The sequence below is a fragment of the Chitinophaga sp. CF418 genome (assembly GCF_900142925.1).
GTDB lineage: Bacteria > Bacteroidota > Bacteroidia > Chitinophagales > Chitinophagaceae > Chitinophaga.
Genome location: NZ_FRCN01000001.1, coordinates 1,071,485 through 1,090,006, shown reverse-complemented (window position 1 = coordinate 1,090,006; position 18,522 = coordinate 1,071,485). Strand labels below are relative to the sequence as shown.

The following is an 18,522-nucleotide window of genomic DNA, read 5'->3' as shown; positions in this document are numbered from 1 at the left end:
TTTAATGTTTTATTTACTCAGTTAGGACTAAATAGAAATCCTTGGTAGCAAGCGATATCTGGAGCCAGTTGTATCATCGCTGCATCCATCCGGGGATGTTTTTGTTCTTCAGGTAATAATCAAAAAACTCCTCTTGCTTAATACTAAAATCCAACAGGCATCCTGGATCATACAATACATGCCCTTCCCCTTGATATTCCAGCAACCATACAGGCTTTTGTAATCTCCGCAGCGCTATAAACAACGCCACTGATTGTGAAAACGGCACCGCGCTATCGTCTTTATTATGCATCATCAATAAAGGCGTGTTGATTTGCTGCGCAAATAATATAGGGGAGGCCTGTACATACAGATCGGGGTTCTCCCAGGGCGGCACACCCTGGTTCAGCTGTCCCAGTTCAGATATATAATGGTAGCTCCTACCCCCGAATCCCAGTCCGCCGTGAAGACCGAATAGCTCCGAAGGAGCGGCGGACGACTGTGCTGCTGCGAAGATATTTGTATGTGCAATGATGTAGTTGGTTTCGTATCCGCCGAAGCTATGTCCCTGCAAGCCCATTCTCTTCGCATTTACATAAGGCCGGGCAACCAGGTATTGGGCTGCAGATACGACGGTATTGAGAATGGCTGCCCCATTCCTGCCGGTAGGGCGATAGATGTCAGGAACGAAGACGAGATATCCGTTGCTGACATACCAGGCAATGGTTAAGGTGCCATTACTCAGTCTTACCTTAGGAAAGAGGTGCATTTCATTACTTCGTTGTTCATAGTAATGAAATATGATGGGGTATTGTCTGGTGCTATCAAAATCCTCTGGTTTGTAAAGTATGCCTGTGCCGGTAGTACCTCCGGGCATAGGCCAACGGACCAGTTCTGTCGTTAACCAGTTGTAAGTTTGTTGAGGTTGGATATCAGAGAGTGGTTTGAATGTTTTAAAGTCAGTCGTAGTGACGAGATTCGGCGCCTGGGTGGCGCTTTGCCTTTGCAAAATATATACACCTGCTTTCTCTGCCTTGAGGGGAGCTGGCGGCTCGAAAACAACCAGGGCCGGAAAGTGATAAACAGCAGGCTCCATATTGACCGGACGCAGTGAGCGATTAATACCAGCTTTAATGTGCATAAAGCCATTGTATTTATTACTATCGAGGCAGGTGACCAGCAATGGATCATTTTCCCGGAGTGTGAGCAACTGCTGCGGGTATACTAGCCTGAGTATCGTCTTATGTTGCTGACCATAATGATCGGCAATATTAAGGGGAGGTGTTCTGGCACCAGGATCTAATTGCCATATATCAAATTCATCATAGACAAGCAGTCGCTGATCTTCCGATAGCCAGCCAGCAGTTCCATAGGGCCATTTCTCGGTACTGGAAAGATGTTTATGTGCCAGCGTAGCAGGAATAGCTGCAGAGATATTTCTGGTAATCCCTGTGGCAATTTCATAAGTAAAATAGTGTTGGTTGGTTGTGTCAAACCAACTAACATAGTGTTCAGCAGGAGACAGCTCCACACCGAGCGCCCGCTGGGGGGAAGATATCACATGTTTACGCGTACCGTTTGCTAATGAGATAAGATCGTAACTTTTCACTTGCTGCTCGTTCCAGTAGGCATCTTCCTCATTGACCACATTCGATACCAGGGCATATTGATTTCCTGGCTGCCCTGATAGGATAGTATCTGCATTTTCGAGTTGAATAACAGCACCTCCGGATACAGGAACAACTGCTGAAAAGGGCCTATAGGGATCCGGTATCTCCTGCGAATGCAAACGGATATCCCGGTGGTCCCAGATATTGAGCTTATTTGATATCTGCTGAGCGTCCTTCGCGACAGGCGTACGTTCTTTGGCTACCTTAAAAAATAATAGTTTATCATCCTGGCTAAATTGTAGCGGTAAGGGAAGTAATGTAGTGCCGGGCCTCAATCCCGTCAGCAGGATTTGTTGCGGACTGTCCATTCTTTTACTGAAATAGTGAATATGGCTACTGTCAGTAAACGCAATGGCGGTATCTGCATGATTAAAAGTAATATTATCAATTTCATCTCCTATGGCAATCAGCCGGGAATGATTAGTCACAAGATCCGTCCATACCAGGCTATCTTTAGTATAATACACCAACACATTTCCCGCATTATTAAACAAATGAGTACTAACCCTGGTGTAGTAGCGTTCCTCGTTAGTATGCAGGTTTTTAAGCAGCATTGTATCTGCCAGTTTTGCTGCCAGCCATTTGCCATTATTGGCGACTGTATAAGTATTGATTCGCTGCGTATAATTTATAGTCGATGTACCTAATGTCAGTACACCGAGGCCTTTGGGCGAATTAAATACCAGGTGTTGATTGTCTGATGTGAAGACCGCATCCCATACGCCGGTGAATAATTTGCAGTAGCTACCAGTAATGGAGCGAACGACCAGCGTGATACCGCTAAGCTCAGATCCATAAGTATACCAGACATATTTGCCATTATCGGAAATATGATAGTTCAACAGCATTTCCCACCCTTTGTAAGTGAAGTTGTTAATGGGAGGCTTCTGGGCGTTTACGAACGAAATATGAAAGCAGAGGAGAATAGTAATTGCGTATTTCATAATGTCTGGAGTCTCTTTAAAATAGACAATGAGCGGCACGAAATGCTTAGTAGATAAGGAAAAAGCAGCGCAATTTTTATACCCATCTACTAAGTCTTTTGCTATAGAAACAAATAACTTTGGAGAGAAAGATGGAACATTTGAGAAGCATCCTGACTAACCAATTTTCACTGATCATCCCTGACCACCTGATATAACCTTGAAGTATAAAGAATTACTCCCAAACAAACTTTTCTATATAATAAGTCATTGCCGGCCGGCATAATGGAGTCGCCGAAAACCATCGAAAAGAGTAGGCATTTAACGAATGATTAAACCCCTGTTTTATGAAAAAAGGTAGAATTATTCTCGCCCTGATCGCCTTGCTAGCTATTGCTGGTGGCGGGTTGGCATTTAAAGCAATGAGATTTACAAATGAGCAGGCTTTTACTACTACAACGATCATTTATGTTACAATAAATGGTGTTACGTATTATACCACGGGGAATCTTTGTACAACCATTAATCAGTGGATTACTGACGTGGGTAGCCCTGCTGTAGTTTGGCATCTGGTAGGAGTTCCTACAACGACACGTACGTTGAAACAATGGCCTTCAGGTCCGTTGACGACCACATTACCGTTTTGGCTATGTGTAACAACATCGACAAAAACAACGAGTGATATGTAAAATTAATCCGGGGAGTCTTATCTGAGAGGCTAAGACTCCTCTTTTTTTGATGTACCGGGAAGCGTTTTTCCTGGACATGTAAACCATTTACTATGAAAAAAGCTAAAATTCTACTGGTACTTATCCTCGTATGCTCCATGACAGGAGGCCTGCTGGCTTTTAAGATTAGCAGGTTCACCGCGGAGCCAGTCTTTACGCCAACATCTATTGTATATGAGACTGTTGGTAACAAGATATACTATACAACGGGAAGTTTATGTACAACCACTGTATGGTTTATTACAACAGTTCCCGGTAGTCTGTCCCACGTTTATTACCAGGTTATGAGCCAGCCCATTGGTGTAAAAACATTACAGGCTGTTTCCGGAACGGAAACAATCACCCGCCAATTTTATTGGTGCACTACTACGATAACAAATATCACAACAGCTATGTAAGAGCTGCATGCCCGGGAACTTTCCTGTTTTGAACGGTTCAGGAAAGTTCCCATTTTATTACCAGGTATTTACTTTCTTCATTTCCTCCACGCCAATCTTCACCACCTCCCTGTCATACGTCATAAACCCATTCTCCTCCGATTCCACATCGTACGGCTGTGTATATATCGCTCCGGATAATCCCTGTTTCTCATACAACTTCAACCGCCCCATCATGTACTTATACTTCTCTGCAAACTTTTGCGCATTTACTTCTACATATCCCCATCCTGTCTTAGGCGCCCATTGATGCCCCGGAGTAATCACGCGCACTCCGCCCCATTCTCCCAATACCCGCGCTTTCCCCGGCAATGCCGGTGCTATATACGGACCGGGATAATAATGTACATCTGTCACATCACTGCTGATCCAGCGGTCACGCATAGGTGTGTCGCTATATACATCCAGGTTCTCCCCCGAATGACCGTTAATGATACGCGAAGGATCGGCTTGTTTCATCCACTCCGTGAGGCGCTTCTGATCGTATTTCCCCCATCCCTCATTGAACAATACCCACATCACAATAGATGGGAAATTGTGTAACTGGTAAAGGTTCTCGTTATTCTCCTGTTCAAACTGGGAAGTGGAATAGAAGTCTTCATCCGCACAAGGCACCATATCCTGCCATACCAGCATGCCTAAGTGGTCAGCATGATAATACCAGCGGTCAGGTTCCAGCTTCACATGCTTGCGGATGGTATTAAATCCCATATCCTTCATCATCCTGATATCAAAGACAAGTGCAGAATCAGTGGGAGCGGTGTACAATCCTTCCGGCCAATAGCCCTGGTCAAGTACACCCAACTGGAAGGTATATTTATTATTGAGAAAGAGGCGTGGCATCCCTGAGCTGTCTTGCTGTACGGCTATCTTCCGCATTCCGAAATAACTGGTCACAGAATCGACGACCTGTCCATGCCGCCGTAACCTGATCTTCAGATGATAAAGAAAAGGATCTGCAGGGCTCCACAAATGTGCAAAGGGAACGCCGAGGTCCAGCATCCGGTTGGCAGGCCCGGAGATGCGGACAACTGCCTGGGTACCTGCATAGGCAATGGCCTCAACTACACTGCCGGTCGTATCTGAAGTATTGACACGCAGATTGAGACAGTTGGCGTCAATATCAGGTGTCATAAAAAGGTCTGTGATATAGGTAGGAGGCACCGTTTCCATCCACACCGTCTGCCAGATACCGCTGACGGCAGTATAAAGTATCCTCCGCGGCCGTAAGGTCTGTTTACCACTGGGATTAGGCCCCAGGTTGGAAGGATCGAGCACACTCACAACAAGTTCATTATTCCCTTCCTGCAGGGAGGCCGTAATATCAAAAGAGAAATGTTGATACCCGCCCATATGCCTGCCCAGCAATTTACCATTGAGATAAACAGCAGCTCTCCAGTCTACCGAGCCAAAATGCAGCAGTACCCGTTTGCCGCCGCGGGTGTCCGGCTTTTTGATAGATCGTTTATACCAGAGCCGCTGTGTAGGCAACAGCGCGCGCTGTACGCCGGATAGTGCCGACTCAACAGGGAAAGGCACCAGTATCTCACCATCAAATTGTAAAGGCATACCATCATCCCAACGGGTTATGGCATATTTCCACAGGCCGTTCAGGTTCTGCCATTGCGAACGTACCATCTGCGGACGTGGATATTCAGGTAAGACATTATCAGGAGAAACGTCGGTTGCCCATCGGGTTTGGAGAGGTACAGGTTGCATGGACCATCTGCCGGAAAACCAATCGCCCCCACCAGTGGCAAGGGCGATCTGAAAACAGGGGAAGCATAGGGTAACAAACAAAAGCGTGCTTTTAAACGGTTTCATGTACCTGGGTTAATGAGTGAATGGGGGAATACAAATAATGAGATGAGAATACAATTGGCATTTCACAATTGGTATATGTTGCGATATATTGGAAATGGTAACATTGTAAGAAAAGAGGTCCCGGCTAGAAAGCCAGGACGTTGTTTTCCTCAATATACCATTAAATGTTCTTGTCGTATTATAGGTCGTTATGGCAACGAAAACGAATAATATTGTTCTTTCTGTATTAAAGTTACGTCATGATATAATGAGGGTTTTTAGGAGTTAAATGATGAACTTTGGAAAGAGGGAAAATCAATTAGGAGTTAATACTACTATTCCTCCTCAGTTCACGCGGACTCATTGAGAAACGTTTCTTTACTGCGTAGGAGAAGCTGGAATAATCCGTGTAACCGAATTCTTCAGCAAGGTCCTGCAAGGGCACAGCAGTCTCGGTGAGCTTGCGGTAAATGATACGCATACGCGCGTTCTGGAAGAAGTCGTATACGGTAATACCGTGACGGCTCCGGAAGATCTCTTCCAGTTTCTTTTCATTCGTACCGGCAAATCTCGCCAATTGTTTGAGGGTAGGAGGTGATGGTTGCTGCAGATGTTTCAGCAAATGTACCTCTGTCTTCTGGCCCCTTTCATGGTCGGCCGCGCTCAGGCCGTTGGCATCTGTAAGGTAACGTGAAAGCATATCAAGTGATTCAATGATGAGTTCTCCTGTTTTCTGTTCTCTGTATTTTTCGCTGGCTGCCTTAGGTAACTGGCGTTCGGTAATATCCTGTATAATATTGCGAAGGCGTTCGTGGGCTATCATATTCTGATCCAGGAGGGTAATGGTATTTTCGTTATCCAGCTTCTTTAATAGGTCTTGTACAACCGGGAAACTTTCCTGGTAACTCTTAAAGTCTTCCACCGGGATCTGGATGTCCAGCGCAACATATATACCTGCTGCTTTGAAACGGATCACATGGCGAAGCCGGGGAGCTACTACTATATTCATCTGGTGCTGAAACGTCTCACTTTCGTGACTGTTCAGCTCATAAAACATACTACCCTTTAATGTATGGTGGAACAGCAGATCGTCCACATTTCCTTTTACTTTGAATGCTGTTGGTTTATTAATGATATAATGACTCACCCATGCATTGTAACTATGATTCGCTACCTGCTGGAACAGGATACAGCCAAAGCTGTCACTCACCGCGTAAAACGGCCTCGTGCCTTGCAGCGCGTAGCTGGAATAGGCTTCAGGCATACCGGGGGTAAACAGTATCGGTTGCCCGATGTGGGTTGAAATGGACAATGGTAGGGTCATCGTACTACCAAATTAGAACACAGTACTGCAACTGCATTACCAGTCTCATATTTTCTTTTTTTCCGCTTTGCGTAAATACTTTTCCCTTTTTGTCTGGAATATCTTTTACTGCATCCCGACCTTCGCGCATTAGCTCGGTAAGGATACCCTATGCACACTCACAAAGGGACCAGCCCCTGCCGTAAAGCAATACTTCCAATCTCTGATACCATGGGGAACGATATTCAAACAAACGCTAAGAAAAAAGGGAAATCCTGGGGGCAGCAACTGAATGCCTGGCTGCACCTCTGGCTGGGACTGACGTCCGGCATCATTGTGCTGATCGTGAGCATCACCGGCTGCATTTTCGTGTTCCAGAAAGAGATCAACGAATGGGTACATCATGATGAGCTGTTCGTTACCGCCAGGCATACACCTGTGCTGCCATTAAGCGTACTGCAGGAAAAGGCACAGGCTGCTTTGGGGAAAGAGTTTCCCGTACGTAGTGTTTTTACTTATCGGGCTCCTGACCGCGCCTGGGAGTTCCTGACCTATGCCGAGGGCGACGAAAATGCCGTTACCATCTTCGGTGCTACCGCTTTTTATAAAGCCGCCTATGTAGACCCTTATACCGGGAATGTAACCGCAGTGCGCGATCTGAAACGTGATTTCTTCGTGATCGTTAAATACCTGCACTGGAGCTTACTCCTGAATACGAAATACGGTCAGCCGATAGTAGGATGGGCTACTTTCATCTTCGTCATCCTCCTGATCACCGGCCTGATACTCTGGTGGCCGAAGAAATGGACAAAGAAGACCCGTGAGCAGAGCTTCAGGATAAAATGGTCAGGCAATTTCAAAAGAGTGAATTACGACCTGCATAATGTACTTGGTTTTTATGCATTGCTGATAGCCCTGGTACTTGCCCTTACGGGGATGGTATGGGCCTTTAAATGGTTTCAGGCTACCGTTTACGTGGTGGCATCCCGCAGTATTACGCCGCCACAGCATAAAGAAGTACAATCAGATACTTTAGCACTGCCACTGGCCGGCAGTAATCCCCTCGATGTGGCTTATACGACGGCTGTACAGCAGTTCCCCCAGGCAAAACGCATAGGCGTATTTGCCGCGGCTAATGGTAATACCGCTACCCTCCGCATGTCTGCCTATTGGGGAAAAGAAACCTATTACGACCGGGACGACCTGCAGTTTGATAGGAACACCGGCAAACTGCTATTACACGAAACAGCGAAAGACAGGAATGCAGGAGAGAAACTGATCGGCATGAACTACGATATCCATGTAGGAGCTATTGCTGGCCTGCCGGGTAAGATCCTGGCGTTTTTTGCAAGCCTGATCTGTGCCAGTCTGCCTGTAACGGGTTTCCTGGTATGGTGGAATAAGGGGAAGAAGCGGGAGAAAAGTAGTAAGCTACATCATCAGAAAAGAAAGCACGGACAGGCGGCGAGTACGCTTTATGTTGACAATAGTGGAGGTTTAACAACGAATATTCCCCCTGTCCGGAATAGCTGATAAATATGGAAATATTTATATGAGAGAGCGTCAGCCACTGGCTGACGCTTTTCTTTTGTTCGTGTTCTTATTGGGGTTAAGTCGTGGTGTGACAGGCCGGATTGTGACAGGCAGCTCCTGGGCTTTGAAGGCTGTGGTGATTATTTTCCTGACAACACTTTTGTCGCACCTGTCGAAATATGCTTGTACGAATGCTGGGTCCATAATAGTAGTGATTGAATGTGATGAATAGCTGTACGGGGCGTTGTGTTGAGTCAAAGGTAGGTAGGTGGGTAAGCGTCCACAATGGGAAATAGCCGGGATATGGGGAGGGGATTTTCCCCGGGTATGTGAAAGGAAACGCCGCTTGTTTTATGTTGTGAGATGGGTACGCCTCACAATAAAACACAATGAGACTCCATCAGGAGTCCCTGTGTTTGTAGCCCGGGATGCAACCCCGGGAATGCAAGCGTGCCGCCCGGGAAATCACAGCGAACACACGTTTACAAACAATGTATTCAATATAAAAAGGGTCTTTTGTGATAGTTCCCAATCACAAAAGACCCCATATCTTTCTTCGCATATTTGTTAATCCTGGACGACTGCTTCAAACACTTCTACTTTCTTCTGTAATTCCTCTATTGCTATCCCGGTAAGATCAGCAGCTTTCTCCACATCAATGATCTCCTCTGCCACTAATCTATATACCATCCTGTCGAAACGGTACACTTTCTCCTGGCCGGTATAATTCCCCAGGCCTGTTTCATCGGCGTTATCAGCGATCAGTTTAAAAAAAGCATTGGCATTTTTGCGGTCGATGATCTCTTTGAAGATGGCCTGTTGCATAATAGCCCGCATCGGTAATCCATATTGCTCTTTGATGCAGATCAATTCCCCCGGAGCGATAGCCATCCGTTTGTTGCCTAACAATGTTTCCAAAGCATCCCCCGGCAACAACATCGCTGCTGCGAAGGTTTCACAGATCTTCTGCCTGTCTGCGACGGCAGCGATCTTCTGCCGTTCTGTATCTGCGGGGATATTCAGCAGGAGCTGTCCCAGTTCGTACATCGCAGCAAACCGTTTTACATCCGTAGGGCGATCCTTATGTAGTACTATTACAGGTATCTTCCCTACATAAGTACTTAGGCCGTCAAAGCTATCCGGCGATGATACCTGGATCACTCGCACGCCCTTCCCTTCCAGCATTTCGGTCACATTATGAAGCGCACCCCATCCAAGGTCCCATTTGTTCAGCAGTTTGGTGGCAACGTCCGCAGCTGCCAGTTCATCAGGAACCGGAATGGGCTTTACAGGATTGCTGAATTTAGACCGGATATTGAGCAGCGCTTCTGTCTGCAGGTAATGCTCCAGTACATCTTTTACTTTTTCTTTGATGCTTTCCGCCTGTTTGACAGACAAGTCGCCCTTACGCTGAAACTCAAATGCCGGCAGTTTGAATACCGGCTGACTGTCAAAATAGCTGAGTTTTACCGCTAATGTTTTTGAGAGAATCTGTAATATTTTGCGGGAAGGCAGCATAATGCCTGCTTCATATTTGCTCAGGGCCTGTTTGCTGACCGTATGAGAAGTTTCATTAACGAGTTCCTGCAGGGACCAGCCTTTGATCTTGCGTGCCGCTTTTAATCTCTCTCCGAAATATTGCATAAATTAAAATTTAAGGGGCATCGATCTATTGTTGTCTGGTGGAGCTCTGTGAGAGCTGTGTTTTTATAACGTGTCATTTGAGTAACAGAACGATTAACCGGTTTGGCGGCAAACTTATAATTATTTGTTCAAAGAGAGAACTACACCTGTAAATAGTACAACACAGACAGGTTGAAAATAATTTGAATATCTTTAAGTAAATACAACTTGCTGATGAGAAACCTACGTAACCTGTTCCTGTTTACAGGGTTGGCGCTTGCCGCCTGCAATCCGGGAACCAGACAAGCCGGCACAGCCGAAGATTCAACTGCTATTAAAGCCATCGATTCTGCCGGACTGGCGCAGGATATTTCCGTGCTTGCCTCCGATGAATTCCAGGGTCGCAAACCCTTTACTATCGGGGAAGAGAAAACGCTCGACTACCTCATAAAACGGTTTAAGGAAATAGGTTTGCAACCGGGTAATGATACCAGCTTCCTGCAGGAAGTGCCTATGGTGGAAATCAGATCCGTACCGGAAGGAGATCTGCGTATTACCGGTAAAAACGGTGATCTGAAACTCAGCTACCTCGACCAGTATGTGGCAGGTACCAAACACGTGCAGGAACGGGTGGCCATCAATCAGTCTGAAATGGTATTTGCCGGTTTCGGTATAGTGGCGCCAGAGTACAACTGGAATGACTATGCAGGGCTGGACGTAAAGGGAAAGACGGTGGTCGTGATGGTGAATGATCCCGGTTTTTACGACAGCACCCTGTTCAAAGGCAAGACCCATACAATGACCTATTATGGCCGCTGGACCTATAAATTCGAAGAAGCAGCCCGGCAGGGAGCCGCCGGTATCCTGATCATTCATGATGTATTACCCGCCAGCTATGGCTGGACCGTTGTGCGTAGTGGCTGGTCAAAACCTAAACTGGACCTGCAAACGCCGGATGATAATAAGAGCCGTGCTACCATTGAAGGCTGGCTGACCCAGGAATCCGCTAAAAAGCTGTTCCAGCTGGCAGGCGTGCCTGACAGTATCATGAACCAGGCTAAACGGCCCGGCTTTAAACCAGTGCCTTTAGGCGTGAGCGCCTCCCTTGCATTGAAGAGTAAGGTCCGGAAATCCGTTTCCCACAACGTGGCTGCCCTGCTACCCGGTACGGAACGGAAAAACGAATATATCATCTACTCCGCCCACTGGGATCACCTGGGCATAGGAGAAGCCGTTAAAGGCGATTCAATCTATAACGGAGCGCTGGATAATGCTTCCGGTGTAGCGGGGCTCCTGCAACTGGCCACGGCCTTCTCTAAACTGAAACCGGCGCCTAAACGCTCGGTGTTGTTCCTGGCATTAACGGGAGAAGAACAGGGGCTGCTTGGCTCCGAATATTATGCGGCACATCCCATCTACCCCATAAAATCAACTGTGGCGGATATCAATATGGACGTGCTGAACTTCTTCGGACGCACTAAAGACATTACAATCATCGGCAAGGGGCAATCTGACCTGGACGACTATGCTGCGAAGGCTGCGGAGAAACAGGGCCGCTTCCTGGTGCCGGAAGCCAATCCTTCCGGAGGATGGTTCTTCCGTTCCGACCATTTCAATTTTGCCAAAGTGGGTATTCCTTCGTTATATCCTGGTAGTGGTAACCAATCCCTGGTGCACGATTCTGCCTGGGCGCCCGATCATATTGCCGTTTACGGACGGGATCACTATCATTCTCCTTTTGACCAGATGGATGCCAGCTGGGAATTGTCAGGAATGGTGGAAGATGTTCGTTTTCTGTTTGATGTAGGCTCAACTTTGTCGAATGAAGACAAGTTTCCGCAATGGAAAGAAGGTTCTGAATTCAAGTCAAAACGTTAGGGCTCAATATAAAGTTTAATAATCCGGAAGTAGTCACTGTGCTGCTTCCGGATTTTTTTATTCCACCACAATGTATTTAGTCAGGACGATCGCCTGTAGACTTCAGCCTGTTACTCATGTGTTCCCACGAGTGGCTGTATACTAAAAGGGGCCTGCGCCAGGAAGTCATACGCCTTATTCCCATAATGAAACAGGTTAGGATGCTGTTTAGCAGAAAATCCTTTTTTAATGGCAATATGCAGGTCTGTATAACTGCTGATCTCTTCTTTCAATACCTCCTGCACTTTTGCCGTGAACATGCCATTGCCCCATACTTCCATGGCCAGTTCGTCATCCTGGCAGGCGCCAAACTGCACAACATAAGCAGCTATATCTGCCGGACCGGCGCTGAGTTGCGCCTGTATGCCATCATATTCGCTTTTGTGTTTATTGTAGGTGCGGATCAGAACATCCAGGGGCGCTTCACGGGCACGCGTATAGGTAGCGGGATCCAGTGTACTGGTGACTGCTTCAGCTGCTTTAGAAACAGCGCCCGAATGGCAGCTATCAGAGAAGATCAGTATGCGCACACCGGCCCTGAACTTGCTGAAGCATTCAAACAATTCATCGTCTATCAGCTGCCGGTCATACAGACACCAGGTTTCATCGAAACCGTCCATCTCACCGAAGTTGTTGGTTTCATCCTGGTTGGCGTCTATGATAGAGCCGCCATGTCCTGAATAGGTGAGCAGCAGTATATCGCCAGATTGCAGCTGGCTGGCCGCCGTATGTAAGTGTTGGAGCACATTCTGAGAAGTGGCGTCTTTGGTGAGTAGTGAATAGATGGATTGGAAACCCGCCTTCTCAGCGATGGCCTTATAAACGGCTGCGTCGTTCTCGCAGGCAAAGAGTTCTCCGTTCCAGCCTTCATAGCCGTCGGGGTTCACTGCATTCAAACCGATATGCAGCGCATAACTTTGTGGTGTCATTGGATGCTTTTTAGTTTGTTGATATTGCTGATGTTAAACTGGTCTGGTTTGCGCTTTACATCTTTGATACTGTCTGAGAAGGCAAGAATATGATTGATGGTCTTTCTGACCACATTAGGAGGGATCTGTAGCCTGCTGGCCAGATCATTCACGTTAAGATCATCGTTCAGCTTTTCAATGTAATATAACAGGGTGCTGACCGTCTGGGATTGCAACAGCTTTTCTCCAATCTCTTCCGGCGTCGTTTCACCGCCAATGATCCTTTCCACTACGTTGAAGATACTGGCAGTCAGCGAGCTGCCCGGAGCAGTATCGGCCATTTGTTCCTTTACTTCCGGTATGGGATCTGGCAGATAGGATGTCCACACCATATCACAGTAAAGTTTATCGGTGATGTCTTCCAGTAAGCTATCTTCCGCAATGATATCCGGATGTTTGATGGATGCCCTGATGACGGATCGTACGCCAGCCAGGAACATACAAGGCTGACTGAGTGTAAGTTCCGGAATGGGGTCTTTGTAATACTGTGCAGCCATCACCTGTAAAGCTTTGACCTCAGGAGTATCTTCCCCGAGGAGGGCCGGAAGGTCTTGTGCAATGTTCCTGAACAATAACTCATTGTCTGTTTCAGGACTGCTGAAATATACATATGCGGCAAGCAGGCCTTTCATAGGAGAAATCCACTGTCCCTGCTCAAACTCCAGCAATACTTTCTCCGGCAAATAATAAACGCCATTATGGAATTTATGACGGAGGCCATCTATGCGGTAATTGCCTTCATCATTGTTGATAAACCCGGATTTCCGGGGAGCGATAAAGACGCTCATGGATGGGAAGATGGGGCCATAACCAAAGGTGAGGAAGACCTGTGTCTGCCAGTATTTGTCCGGTAATCCCTGCAGGCTGTCGCTGCTTTTAAATACCTGTAAGGGAATTTCCCTGGCAGGAAGATCGTTTGCACGTCCATCATCACTTTCAAACTTGTACCCGCTGTAATGCAGGTAATAAGTACCCACCGGCAGTACTGCATGAAAAGCCATCCAGCCCGTTTCAGTATCTTCCCGGATATTACTGCCCTGTAGGGTATATAATATTTGCCGGTTTGCATCCAGTAGTGAAAATCCATCCCCCAGCGAAAGCTGCTCCGTGTTCAGTTCTTTTCGTTTATTGAGGTCTGTATACCGGAAAAAAAGAAATATGGCCCCACCCTCAATAGTGCTTGTCTGCACGGTAGGCTCCAGGCTATAATGTTGCGCATTGTGGGTATAGTACTCGTGTGAAGACTCAAACCGGTCGGCCACCAATGAAGAATACACCGGTGGTGTAGGGATTTCATAACGGGTATCCTCTGTAAGCCGGACATGTTCTTTGATGATGTTGCCATCCAGCTTAAGTGTGATGCTATAGAGGCCCTGCGGCAAAGTAAGATCCAGTTGCTCATATCCCCTTGCAATATCTTCCAGAAAACCGTTATACACCGTGATATGGGCAAAGTCGGACATAACGCCAACGGCAGTAACGGTCAGTTTAAAGGTAGGGGTGTTAGAATTCATAAATCATAGTTTTAAGGGTACCATCGATGGTGATAAACGAAGATCTTTTGGAGATTTTATCTGTTATCTGGTGATAACCTTTGCCCAGCGGGATCAGCCAGGATTCTCCTGCCTGTACGACGCCTGATTTGATATTACTCAGGTCGGGACCGTCCAGCGAGATGTCTCCGCCAGTCTTGAATCGTATCGTTAACACGGTGCCAGGTGTCCTGCCGGTTTTATGGATCACATAATCCAGACCGTAACTGTTATTGCGGATATCTGACCGTACCGTTTGTGTATGATTCTTTTCTTTGGCATATGTTTCAGTTTTCTCCCGTATATAGTCGAGGAAGCTGGTGATAGTAATATCGCCGCTATTATTAACAGCGCCACCGTTCAGTGCTTCCAGTAAGGCCCTGGAGAAATACCCGTGTACCTGCAGATTTCCGTTGTTGTTCATCATGCCTTCCCATGCGGGATTTTCATACTCTGAGGCATACATGACCACCGCCATAGTATTGGCGCCTCCGGGTCTTGGTCCGCCGAGCATGGAATGCAGCGGCTTGGTATTGATCTTCCTGTCGCGGCAGGAGTCCAGGAAGAAATATACTTCTTTAAAAAGGTCCTTTTCCACCAGCAGGTCCAGGTATGCCTTAGAGGAAAGGGCGGCATTATAAAAGCTGGGCGACCATATAGGCAGGCACATACCGTTCACTTCCCAGTTGGCGCCAAAGCCATGACCGGAGAAGTAAAAGTAGAGACGACGGGCAGGTTTGGCTTCCGCCAGCTGAAGAATGTCTGATAATGCTTTATCAATGGCCAGTTGGTCGGGTATATTACTACCGGGAGCCGAAGGAATAAAAAACACATGCTGCGGATGAAGATTGCCGCCATCCGCTTTGATCAGCCAGTTCCTTAAGCGGCAGGCATCCGTAACAGGAGCATTTAATTGTGCTAAGCTGGTATAGTGGCTTATGCCGACAATGATAGCGTAATCCTGCTCATTGACAGGAAGTCCTTTGATCAGGTTCTCGTTAGTTACCTCCTCACAGGGCCCTGTAGTGGGAGGCAATGGTGCTTCGGAAACAAGTGGTTTGGGGCTCATGGTGTCATGTTTTTACAATTTGAATAATGTTAACACCGCATGGGAGGAAATGCCGGTACGGTTTGTATAAAGCCATATACATGTCTTACTATCTGGGGTATATGATTAAAAAGCGCGCTGTTAAAAAGAGTCAGTCTATGTATTTGAATGCCGGTTTCGTTGGGGTAATGTAATCTGAATATAAAATTAAACTACTGATACGATGTTAACAAGTTTAATTGACATATTGTAGTGATTTATGTATTAAGGATAAATTAGTTGTGAGGGGTTGGGGGGAGGTGTAAACGGAAGGTATATTCGGCCCTCGCATTTGTTCCTGCATTGGTTTCTCCGTTGTTCGGGGTATGGTTATGGTTTGTTTATGCAGTTGTTCGCATTGTCATTCGCAGAATGGTTTTGGCCATTGTTCCGGTTTGTTTTCGTCGTTGTTGGTATCGTTGTTCATGTTATGGTTTCCGTCGTTGGTCCGGTTTGTTTCCGGCATTTCGCATGGTTGTTCGTGTTATGGTTTTCATGGTTGGTTCGGTTTGTTTCCGCCATTTCGCATGGTTGTTCGTGTTATGGTTTTCATGGTTGGCCCGGTTTGTTTCCGTCATTGTTCGCATGGTTGTTCGTGTTATGGTTTTCATCGTTGGTTCGGTTTGTTTCCGGCATTTCGCATGGTTGTTCGTGTTATGGTTTTTACCGTCGGTTCGTTTTGTTCCCGCCGTTTGGTCGCATGGTTGTTCGTGTCATGGTTTTCACCGTCGGTTCGGTTTGTTTCCGGCATTTCGCATGGTTGTTCGTGTTATGGTTTTCATCGTTGGCCCGGTTTGTTTCCGCCGTTTGGTCCCCCCGTTGAAACGGGGGGCTACAAACACATGACCCCTACGGGGTCAAAGTACAGGCCTTCATCTTATTGGCAAGGCGGGAATTCATATGATGTTGAAGGGTGTTTTCCCCGAGGTAAAACTTCTTTTCCCCGTATTTGTTATAGTCGTGTTGGAAATCCGTAGAGGCGTTCTAAATTGTGCCTGTCAAATAACCTCAATCACAATTTAAAACCCCACAACATGGAAACGATTAAAGAGATCTACAAAATTAATGAGACCCCAGCCATCAGCGCCGTCAAAAGGCCCGTCGAGATTGTCAACATTGACTCACGTCTGGTTCCCAAAATGTCATTCCGGGAGGACCCGCCGAGTATCGGCAAGCCAATTCCTTATTCAAAGGCTGAGCAATGTATCCTTGCATATTCTGCGGTCATGAAATTGCATGGTTTTGAAGAAACAGAAGGAGATATAAATGTTGTTCTCGGCCGGAGCCGTAAAATAACAGTAGCGGAACAGTTTTCGGGAACTCCATTTGCTCGCTGGATAGATTATGTGCATAGTGTTCTTGAAAACGAACAGGGGCCTGGACCGGTTAAAATAGTAACCAAGCTAATGTTTGGATTTTATACTGATGGCTTTCTGGATGATCCTGATTTGGAATTTTCGCCAGCTGAGAGGGAAAATAAGAGGGGGCGCATTACGGTATTTATTGTACCAGTTGCGTTGGATGCATCTAAAAAGATTCTCGGAGCAGCTTCAGAAGTGTATGATTTTGGTAGTCTCCAACCTTAATGAAAATTATGCTCATAGATTACTTTCAGTACTTTCAATTGTTAAGCCTCCTCGTAGCCATCATCTGCTACAGGGGGCTTAACGCCTGTAACCTTGTGCTGTTTATCCCTTTACTGCTGCTCACCAACATTATTGAGCTGGCCGGGAGTAACTACCGGGCATTCGGCTGGGCGCATAACTATGCCATGTACAACTGGTATATTATTTTGTCAACTCCCATAAATCTTTACCTGTATGGTCAGATGCTGAAGATCAGAAGCAATGAGAAACCCGTTTATGTGTCAATTGCTGTCTTATCCATGTTGTTTATCATCCTGAATTACATTTTTCTGCAAGGTCCTGGCCAGTTCAACAATATTTCTGTTGTTTTGATTGAAATCCTTAATATTGTTTTCTCTTGTTTCGTGTTATTGCGATTGGCTTTTACTGGCGATGTGCTGGTTAGTATATTCAGAGCGCCTTATTTCTGGATCAGTGCCGCCAATCTGCTGTTTGGCCTCATTACTTTAGTGCTGTTGGGATTGCAGCAATATATCAGAAGTAATCATATAGTGATCGGTAAGGATAGCCTGTATCACGCTATTTTACCCGTAGTGAATATTATTCTCTATTCTTGTTACTGCCTGGCGTTCATATTATGCAGGATGCAAATAAACAGATCATCGTCATCATCATTGCGGTAATAGCAGTTCTGCTGTTTCTGGGTATTTTATTTCTGATAATGATCTGGGCATATAACAACCGGAAGCAACAAGTGGAGGTCGAAAAGCTGCAGATGAAACATGATTTTGACAGACAGCTGCTACAATCCACGTTAGAGATCCAGGAAGAAACTTTTAATAACATCAGCCAGGAATTGCACGACCACGTAGGGCAGCTGCTCAGCCTTGCCAAGGTGCAGTTAAATATCATGGAGCAGCGTGCGGAGCAACCGCCGGATAGCCTCAGGGAAGTAAAAGATACAATAGGACAAGCCATGACCATCCTGCGGGACATTGCCAAAGGACTAAGCACAGAAAGAGTACAGCTATTCAGCCTTGCCGGTAACATTGATCAGGAGGCAGAACGGATCAACAGGAGCGGAGCCACTCATGTGGTTTTTCACCTGGAAGGCACGGAAAGACCAATGGATGCACAGGGAAAACTAATTCTCTTCAGAATTATACAGGAGGCCCTGCAGAACGTACTCAAACATGCTGCAGCAGCAGAAGTGATTATTACGTGTAAATACATGACAGATCTGCTATATGTCAGTATTTGCGATAACGGCACAGGTTTCAACGTAGAAGAAGCCCTCAGCAGAAAGAACGGATTAGGGTTACAACACATCACCAGCAGAGCCGCGGTACTGGGAGGGCTTGCCAATATTACCAGCAGTGCCGGAAAAGGAACGACCATTACCATCACCATACCCAATGTATGAACTTAACCGC

At 46.4% G+C, this 18,522-nt stretch carries 16 protein-coding genes; 8 read left to right on the top strand and 8 right to left on the bottom strand.

The genetic code is table 11. The annotated features are described in order from the left end of the window. Window positions 1-73 precede the first annotated feature (73 nt). Complete coding sequence (locus F3I09_RS04495; RefSeq protein WP_149693830.1) at window positions 74-2,593, bottom strand: S9 family peptidase; 2,520 nt, start codon at window positions 2,591-2,593, stop codon at window positions 74-76. 28 nt (window positions 2,594-2,621) lie between these two features. Here F3I09_RS04495 and F3I09_RS34575 point away from each other — a divergent pair, with 28 nt between their 5' ends. From F3I09_RS34575 to F3I09_RS04485, 3 genes are all read left to right on the top strand, one after another. Further along, window positions 2,622-2,753 (top strand): hypothetical protein, encoded by a 132-nt coding sequence (locus F3I09_RS34575; RefSeq protein WP_255479297.1) that lies wholly within the window; start codon window positions 2,622-2,624, stop codon window positions 2,751-2,753. Window positions 2,754-2,919: 166 nt separating this feature from the next. Further along, the gene (locus F3I09_RS04490) at window positions 2,920-3,261 is read left to right on the top strand and encodes a hypothetical protein (RefSeq protein ID WP_149693829.1); all 342 of its coding nucleotides are present in this window, start codon (window positions 2,920-2,922) and stop codon (window positions 3,259-3,261) included. Between the two features lie 92 nt (window positions 3,262-3,353). Then, window positions 3,354-3,698, top strand: a complete 345-nt coding sequence (locus F3I09_RS04485; RefSeq protein WP_149693828.1) for a hypothetical protein — start codon at window positions 3,354-3,356, stop codon at window positions 3,696-3,698. A 57-nt stretch (window positions 3,699-3,755) separates the two neighbouring features. Here F3I09_RS04485 and F3I09_RS04480 read toward each other — a convergent pair whose 3' ends face one another. After that, the gene (locus F3I09_RS04480) at window positions 3,756-5,561 is read right to left on the bottom strand and encodes a glycoside hydrolase family 2 protein (RefSeq protein ID WP_149693827.1); all 1,806 of its coding nucleotides are present in this window, start codon (window positions 5,559-5,561) and stop codon (window positions 3,756-3,758) included. 298 nt (window positions 5,562-5,859) lie between these two features. Beyond that, on the bottom strand, window positions 5,860-6,864 hold the full coding sequence (locus F3I09_RS04475; RefSeq protein WP_149693826.1) for an AraC family transcriptional regulator: 1,005 nt from the start codon (window positions 6,862-6,864) through the stop codon (window positions 5,860-5,862). A gap of 210 nt (window positions 6,865-7,074) precedes the next feature. Between F3I09_RS04475 and F3I09_RS04470 the strand changes: the two genes are divergently transcribed. Next, complete coding sequence (locus F3I09_RS04470; RefSeq protein WP_149693825.1) at window positions 7,075-8,376, top strand: PepSY domain-containing protein; 1,302 nt, start codon at window positions 7,075-7,077, stop codon at window positions 8,374-8,376. 30 nt (window positions 8,377-8,406) lie between these two features. Here the strand turns inward: F3I09_RS04470 and F3I09_RS33970 are convergent, their stop codons facing one another. Both F3I09_RS33970 and F3I09_RS04465 read right to left on the bottom strand, forming a co-directional pair. Next, a complete protein-coding gene (locus F3I09_RS33970) occupies window positions 8,407-8,580 on the bottom strand; it encodes a hypothetical protein (RefSeq protein WP_188133678.1) in 174 nt (57 codons plus the stop codon). Window positions 8,581-8,943: 363 nt separating this feature from the next. Beyond that, a complete protein-coding gene (locus F3I09_RS04465) occupies window positions 8,944-10,020 on the bottom strand; it encodes a helix-turn-helix domain-containing protein (protein ID WP_149693824.1) in 1,077 nt (358 codons plus the stop codon). Window positions 10,021-10,233: 213 nt separating this feature from the next. Here F3I09_RS04465 and F3I09_RS04460 point away from each other — a divergent pair, with 213 nt between their 5' ends. After that, on the top strand, window positions 10,234-11,877 hold the full coding sequence (locus tag F3I09_RS04460; protein ID WP_149693823.1) for a M28 family metallopeptidase: 1,644 nt from the start codon (window positions 10,234-10,236) through the stop codon (window positions 11,875-11,877). Between the two features lie 110 nt (window positions 11,878-11,987). On the opposite strand, the gene F3I09_RS04455 is transcribed toward F3I09_RS04460, so the two are convergent. The 3 genes from F3I09_RS04455 to F3I09_RS04445 are packed head-to-tail and all read right to left on the bottom strand — an operon-like array spanning window position 11,988 to window position 15,485. After that, window positions 11,988-12,845 carry a caspase family protein gene (locus tag F3I09_RS04455; protein ID WP_149693822.1) on the bottom strand — a complete coding sequence of 286 codons (858 nt, stop codon included), beginning with the start codon at window positions 12,843-12,845 and terminating at the stop codon, window positions 11,988-11,990. Beyond that, on the bottom strand, window positions 12,842-14,398 hold the full coding sequence (locus F3I09_RS04450) for a hypothetical protein (protein WP_149693821.1): 1,557 nt from the start codon (window positions 14,396-14,398) through the stop codon (window positions 12,842-12,844). The genes F3I09_RS04455 and F3I09_RS04450 overlap by 4 nt, the downstream gene beginning before the upstream one ends. Then, the gene (locus F3I09_RS04445; protein WP_149693820.1) at window positions 14,388-15,485 is read right to left on the bottom strand and encodes a caspase family protein; all 1,098 of its coding nucleotides are present in this window, start codon (window positions 15,483-15,485) and stop codon (window positions 14,388-14,390) included. Before F3I09_RS04445 ends, F3I09_RS04450 begins: the two co-directional genes overlap by 11 nt. A gap of 1,052 nt (window positions 15,486-16,537) precedes the next feature. On the opposite strand from F3I09_RS04445, the gene F3I09_RS04440 reads away from it, so the two are divergent. From F3I09_RS04440 to F3I09_RS04430, 3 genes are read left to right on the top strand one after another with little or no spacing between them, the layout of a single operon-like run. Beyond that, a complete protein-coding gene (locus F3I09_RS04440) occupies window positions 16,538-17,089 on the top strand; it encodes a hypothetical protein (RefSeq protein ID WP_149693819.1) in 552 nt (183 codons plus the stop codon). Between the two features lie 8 nt (window positions 17,090-17,097). Beyond that, window positions 17,098-17,772, top strand: coding sequence for a hypothetical protein (locus F3I09_RS04435; RefSeq protein ID WP_149693818.1), 675 nt, complete (start codon window positions 17,098-17,100; stop codon window positions 17,770-17,772). Continuing rightward, the gene (locus F3I09_RS04430) at window positions 17,727-18,512 is read left to right on the top strand and encodes a sensor histidine kinase (RefSeq protein WP_149693817.1); all 786 of its coding nucleotides are present in this window, start codon (window positions 17,727-17,729) and stop codon (window positions 18,510-18,512) included. The genes F3I09_RS04435 and F3I09_RS04430 overlap by 46 nt, the downstream gene beginning before the upstream one ends. The last annotated feature ends 10 nt before the right edge of the window (window positions 18,513-18,522 follow it).

Coding starts and splice junctions, on each gene's coding strand:
- F3I09_RS04445 (WP_149693820.1), bottom strand. CDS start 15,485: ATGAGCCCCAAACCACTTGTTTCCGAAGCACCATTGCCTCCCACTACA.
- F3I09_RS04455 (WP_149693822.1), bottom strand. CDS start 12,845: ATGACACCACAAAGTTATGCGCTGCATATCGGTTTGAATGCAGTGAAC.
- F3I09_RS34575 (WP_255479297.1), top strand. CDS start 2,622: ATGAGCGGCACGAAATGCTTAGTAGATAAGGAAAAAGCAGCGCAATTT.
- F3I09_RS04470 (WP_149693825.1), top strand. CDS start 7,075: ATGGGGAACGATATTCAAACAAACGCTAAGAAAAAAGGGAAATCCTGG.
- F3I09_RS04450 (WP_149693821.1), bottom strand. CDS start 14,398: ATGAATTCTAACACCCCTACCTTTAAACTGACCGTTACTGCCGTTGGC.
- F3I09_RS04490 (WP_149693829.1), top strand. CDS start 2,920: ATGAAAAAAGGTAGAATTATTCTCGCCCTGATCGCCTTGCTAGCTATT.
- F3I09_RS04495 (WP_149693830.1), bottom strand. CDS start 2,593: ATGAAATACGCAATTACTATTCTCCTCTGCTTTCATATTTCGTTCGTA.
- F3I09_RS04440 (WP_149693819.1), top strand. CDS start 16,538: ATGGAAACGATTAAAGAGATCTACAAAATTAATGAGACCCCAGCCATC.
- F3I09_RS04435 (WP_149693818.1), top strand. CDS start 17,098: ATGCTCATAGATTACTTTCAGTACTTTCAATTGTTAAGCCTCCTCGTA.
- F3I09_RS33970 (WP_188133678.1), bottom strand. CDS start 8,580: ATGGACCCAGCATTCGTACAAGCATATTTCGACAGGTGCGACAAAAGT.
- F3I09_RS04475 (WP_149693826.1), bottom strand. CDS start 6,864: ATGACCCTACCATTGTCCATTTCAACCCACATCGGGCAACCGATACTG.
- F3I09_RS04460 (WP_149693823.1), top strand. CDS start 10,234: ATGAGAAACCTACGTAACCTGTTCCTGTTTACAGGGTTGGCGCTTGCC.
- F3I09_RS04465 (WP_149693824.1), bottom strand. CDS start 10,020: ATGCAATATTTCGGAGAGAGATTAAAAGCGGCACGCAAGATCAAAGGC.
- F3I09_RS04485 (WP_149693828.1), top strand. CDS start 3,354: ATGAAAAAAGCTAAAATTCTACTGGTACTTATCCTCGTATGCTCCATG.
- F3I09_RS04430 (WP_149693817.1), top strand. CDS start 17,727: ATGCAGGATGCAAATAAACAGATCATCGTCATCATCATTGCGGTAATA.
- F3I09_RS04480 (WP_149693827.1), bottom strand. CDS start 5,561: ATGAAACCGTTTAAAAGCACGCTTTTGTTTGTTACCCTATGCTTCCCC.